We start from the raw sequence: 5,590 nt of genomic DNA, 5'->3' as shown, positions 1-5,590 counted from the left end.
TAAGATGGTCGGGGGGTACAAGCGGGATGACAATGGCTTTCCCCCAGTTTCGGCTACAGCTCCTTGTGAAACAGCTTCGGATACCCAACTGTCGATCCTTTCCACTTCATTTGCTGAGATCATAGCCGACAAATCGGTAGTCTCCTCAAATGGATCTCCCACAACCAATCGTTCCGCTGCATTCCGAAAAGCTGTTAAAAATGACCCAAACAGGCTTTCATGAACATAGATGCGTTGAATCGAAATGCACACTTGGCCGCTGAACATAAACGCTCCCCATACACATCGGTCGATCAACTCTTGGGAGATTTCCACGTCTTTGTCGATGATAACAGCCGAGTTACCTCCCAGTTCAAGCGTAACGCGTTTCAAACCCGCTTTATTTTTGATTGCGATGCCCACTTCCGGACTGCCAGTAAAGGTAATTGCTGCAACACGGGGATCGTGAACGAGCATTTCCCCGACTACAGAACCTCTACCAGGGATGACATTGAGAGCTCCTGCGGGGAGTTTGGCTTCTTCAAAGATCTCGGCCAGCACCAGGGCGCTGAGAGGTGTTTGGCCGGCTGGTTTTAAAACGACCGTATTACCCGCTGCAATCGCCGGACCTACTTTGTGGGCCACCAGATTGAACGGGAAGTTAAAGGGTGTGATCGCTCCGACAACGCCAATCGGCTTTCTCACGGTAAACGCGAACCGTCCTTCTCCCCCTGGTGCGGCATCAAGCGGAACAGTCTCTCCGTGAATTCGTTTCGCTTCCTCTGCCGCGAACTTATAGGTCTGAATGGTTCTCGCGATTTCTCTTCTGGCTGTTTTCAACGGTTTGGCTGCTTCCAGCGAAAGCAGCTGCACCAATTGCTCCTGGCGGTGAAAAATCAGATCCGCCACCCTCTCCAAAATTGCAGATCGTTCACTTGCAGGCATGCTGCTCATAATCCGGGTTGCGGCTTGTGCAGCTAGGATCGCCTCCTCTACATCCTGGTTATCGGCTTGAGCAACCTCGGCAATCAATTCACCCGTATAGGGAGCGGTAAGAGGAAGATAGTTATGCGCTTCTTTCCATTTTCCGTTAACATAGAGATGTTTTTTCATTGGACATCCTTTCCCTTGAGTTCGCTATACTTGTACATCTTTTGCAATGTTTCTGACATAATGCCCAATTCTTCATCCAATTGCTCGAAAGTGATCACCAGCGGCGTCAGGAAACGGACAACATTGCCGTGTATTCCGGCACTCAGCACGATTACGTCGGCTTCGCGACAAGCTTTCACGTATTTGGCGACAAATTCTGTTGCAGGCTGGCCCATGAAAGGATCGGAGAATTCAACCGCACACATCGCCCCTAGTCCGCGAACTTCTGCGATACATGGAATCTCTTGTTGTAAAGAGATGAAGGTATCGCGAATACGCTTGCCTATCTCAAGTGCTTTGTCCTGCAAATGTTCCCGTTCTATTTTCTCAATGACGGCAAGGACTGCAACGCAGCCGATGGGACTGCCTCCATAGGTTCCACCCAATTCACCCGAATTCGGGGCGTCCATGATTTCCGCTCTTCCGGTTACGGCACTGATCGGTATCCCGGACGCGAGGGATTTGGACAACGTGATCAAATCGGGTTCGATATCGAATTGAGTGGAGGCAAACAGTGTCCCCGTCCTGCCAAACCCCATTTGGATTTCATCCGCGATGAAGAAAATTCCATGGCGTTTGCAAATCTCAACTACCTGTTGAACAAATGATTTTGGCGGAACGATAAACCCGCCCTCTCCTTGCACCGGCTCCATAATGACAGCGACGATCTCTTCCGGAGCAACATGGGTATGCAGAAAGTCTTTGAACTGTCTCAGGCAAAAACGTGAGTACTCCTCGATACTCATACCGTTTGGGCGACGCAAAGGATAAGGAAACTGTGCTTTATAGGTTGCAGGTGCAAATGAACCCATCTGGAATTTATAAGGCTTTACCTTGCTGGTCAGTGACATGCCAAATAGGGTTCTTCCATGAAACCCGTGGGTAAACGAGACAATTCCGCTCCTCCCCGTGTGTTTGCGGGCGATCTTTACTGCGTTTTCACCGCTTCCGCACCGCTGTTTAACAGAATAGTCTTTTTTGGAAATCGCCCCGGTGTAATCTCTGCCAATTTCTCAGCCAATGCCACATACGGTTCGTACATGGCCACATGGAAACAAGAGTGGATATACTGCTCGGCCTGTTTTTGAATGGCTGACACCACTTCCGGAGGGCAGTGTCCCACGTTTAACGTGCTGATCGCACCGGCAAAATTCAGGAGCACGTTACCATCCACATCGTGAATGAGCGCTCCCTCCGCTTTCTTGACAAAAATTGGAGCGTTATTTCCCACTCCCCTCGGCACATACCGCTGGCGCTTTTCCAATAATTCCGCAGATTGGCGGCCTGGAATCGGAGTTGAAACCGAGACAAATTGCCTTGTCGTATGCATTCAGTTCACCCCCCCTTGTAAGTCGGCATATATGATTGCCTAACAATCTTCACTTGCACAAACCATGCCAACCTTTGCTAAATAAGCCGCATCCGGAAACCCTAATAGTCGCTTGCATGATTCAAGGCTCCATCTTGTATTTCTAAAAACTTCTATTCATTGTTACATATTGACCATTCATTTTTGAATAAATCAAAGAAGAACACCCAACTCGGGTGTTCCAGTGTCTTCAATAGCTACTTTTTTAACAACCTATTAAGCTTTTCAATTTGAGTTTCAATATATTGCACGCTGAAGTCCACCCCTAACACGGCAAATACTTGTCCCTTTTCGTCCTTGATCGGCACAATGCTTGATTTCCAATCACCGTACATATCATGATATTTGGGGGATATCACAATTTTTCCTTCCATTCCTTCCAGTACGGAGTTTATCATTTCCGGAGGACCTTTATATTCTTGTCCCGGTTTGATATCCAATTTTTTATCCGCAACCAGGTTAATGACCCGATTATCAGGCGTAGTTTTCCAAATGTAACTCCATTCAATCTCTCCTTCCTGTTCGCGTATCATCGTCAACCAGGATTGAAGTTTCCGGTAATGGGGATTCTCTGCTGTTATATTGCTTGCCAGAGCTTTGATAGATTCCACGTTTAAAGATGCGGCCAGAACTATCGAAACGGAGCGTAATTGTTTGTCCAATTCACTTTCCAAAACTTGTCTTCGTTCCGGAGAGAAACTTTCTGACAACTGTTCTTTCTCCAATTTGATCCGTAATTTTTGGTACTTGCGACTCATTGTAGGTTGGCTTATCTGCAGTGCTTTGGCTGCAAGATTAATCGATTTGTACTGCTTCATCGCCATTAGGATTAACTGTTCTTCAACAGATTCCAAGGCTTCCTGAAGGGGCATCAATTGGGTAACAAGCGGATTTGGCTTCCCTCCCCCGGCCTTGGGTCTGGAGATATAGTCAGAAAGCATGTTGGAATTTACCAATGATGACTCTGAGGTGACAACAATTCTCTCAATAGTATTTTCCAACTCGCGTATGTTGCCGTACCATGGATAATCCTTTAACAAATCTACGGCATCGAGAGTCAATACAACCTGTTTGTTATAAGTTAGATTAAATCTGGTCAAAAAGTGGTCGGTCAGGTAGGGGATATCACTTGGTCTTTCTCGTAAAGGAGGGATGTATATTGGGACCACATTGAGCCGGTAATACAGATCTTGTCGAAAAAGTCGCTCTTCTACCAGTGCTTCGATGTTTTTGTTGGTTGCCGCAATAATCTGCACATCCAACTTTATGGGGTCTACTCCGCCTAAAGGGATAACTTCTCGTTCCTGTATTACCCTTAACAGCTTGACTTGAAGATGCAAGGACATTTCCGTGATTTCATCGAGAAAAATAATCCCCTCATTGGCTTGTGTAAAATAACCGACTTTTCCGTTGGGGTCGGCACCTGTGAAAGCTCCTTTTTTATAACCAAACAACTCAGATTCCAGAAGGTTCTCGGGAATTGCTCCACAGTTGACCTTAATAAACGGTTTATCACACCGGGGACCCAGAAGATGAATGTGCCTGGCGATTACCTCCTTACCTACTCCGGATTCCCCGATAAGCAAAATTGTTGAGGATACATTTGCAACTTTTTCCACTTGTTTTTTTACCAGTTTCATATTTTCGCTGTGAGCAATAAAGGAATCTGCCCAGCTTTTAGGTAATGAAGCACCTGTTGGCTCAAAATTGGTTATCAGAGAGACATTGCTATGCTGATTTCCTTCTTTCATGACCCATCTCCTTCCCCCCAACATGAGAAACGCAGTCCTATTATACATAACTATATTCTTTTGTATTTCTATTTGTCCATAATATTAAGAAAATATAGAAAACCGTTCCCTTAGTTAATTATTCAAGAAGAAACGGTTTTCGTATAATAAGCGGTTAAATTTACCGGTATTCCATTGCATCATACACAAGCTCCGCTAAATCACGTACTTTCACGGTTAGCTCCGATGTTCTGACGGCATCCTCCATCATCATAAGACAGTACGGACAAGCGACTGCGATCGTCTGAGGGTTTACGCTCGTCAATTGCCGCAAGCGCAGTGTACTTATTTTTTCCTGTTCAGGAACCTTGTACCAATAATTACCACCTCCAGCTCCGCAGCAAAAAGATCGGTCTTTGGATTGTTCTATCTCTAAAAGTGGAGTATCAAGTACATGGGACAATGCCTGACGGGGTTCGTCCACAATACTGTTCCATCGGCTGAGATTGCAGGGATCATGGAAGACGACTTTTTCCAATTTCTTCGTTGTGACAGGCAACCGGTTTTGTTCAAGCAGTTGATGGATTAATACGGTATGATGGATCACTTCATAGTGGCCGCCAAACTCAGGATATTCGTTTTTTAGCATATTGAAGCTGTGGGGATCATGGGTTATGATCTTCTTCACATCATAGAATTCGAACGTTGCGATATTTTCCATGGCAATCAACTGAAAACGCCCCTCTTCCCCCATACGTTTTGCAATTTCTCCCTCATTCCGTTCTTGGTGTGACATGATGGCGAAATCCACTTCAGCAGCTTGCAATATTTTCACAAAACTTTTCACCACTTGTTGTGCCCGGGGGTCGTAGGCTCCAGCGTCTCCAATATAATAGAGGTATTCGGCATTGCGGTGTTGCTCCAGCAAAGGAACACCTAACTCTTCCAGCCAATCATTCCTTTTGTAAGAGGGAAGGCCAAAGGCATTATAATTCTGGTCCAAGTTGGAAAAGACAGCTGTCTTTTGCTGCTCCAGTCGATTTTCAGCGACCAGATACCGGCGCAAATCTATGATATAATCGACGTGATTAATCATCGCCGGACATTCTTCCACACAGGCCCCACAATTGGTGCAACTCCATACTTCGTTCTCCGTGATAAGGCCTGAACTGAAAAATCCCTCCGTTTGAATATTGAATTTATCATAGGTGCTTTTCAACTTTTGTACTATCGCTCTGGGACTTAACTCTCTGCCGCTGGCATAAGCAGGACACACCGAATCGCATCGGCCACAGTTAATACAGGCAGCCAGGTTAACGCGCTGCTTCCAGGACAGGTCCTCAACATTAGACAATCCGAT

General features: G+C 46.0%; 2 protein-coding genes and 2 pseudogenes. All 4 read right to left on the bottom strand.

What is annotated here, in order from left to right; genetic code table 11:
- Positions 1-1,092 (bottom strand): aldehyde dehydrogenase family protein (locus tag EFBL_RS18100; RefSeq protein WP_231705877.1); only part of this gene is annotated, 1,092 nt, incomplete at its 3' end.
- Positions 1,089-2,461 (bottom strand): annotated as a pseudogene (gene gabT / locus EFBL_RS18095) (4-aminobutyrate--2-oxoglutarate transaminase). The gene EFBL_RS18100 and the pseudogene gabT, both read right to left, overlap by 4 nt.
- Positions 2,462-3,234: 773 nt before the next feature.
- Positions 3,235-4,107: pseudogene (locus tag EFBL_RS21530) on the bottom strand (sigma-54 interaction domain-containing protein); the annotation flags it as partial.
- A gap of 304 nt (positions 4,108-4,411) precedes the next feature.
- Positions 4,412-5,590 (bottom strand): (Fe-S)-binding protein (locus EFBL_RS20770; RefSeq protein WP_172899748.1); only part of this gene is annotated, 1,179 nt, incomplete at its 5' end.

The organism is Effusibacillus lacus, assembly GCF_002335525.1.
Classification (GTDB): Bacteria; Bacillota; Bacilli; order Tumebacillales; family Effusibacillaceae; genus Effusibacillus; species Effusibacillus lacus.
This window is presented reverse-complemented; position numbering and strand designations above follow the sequence as displayed.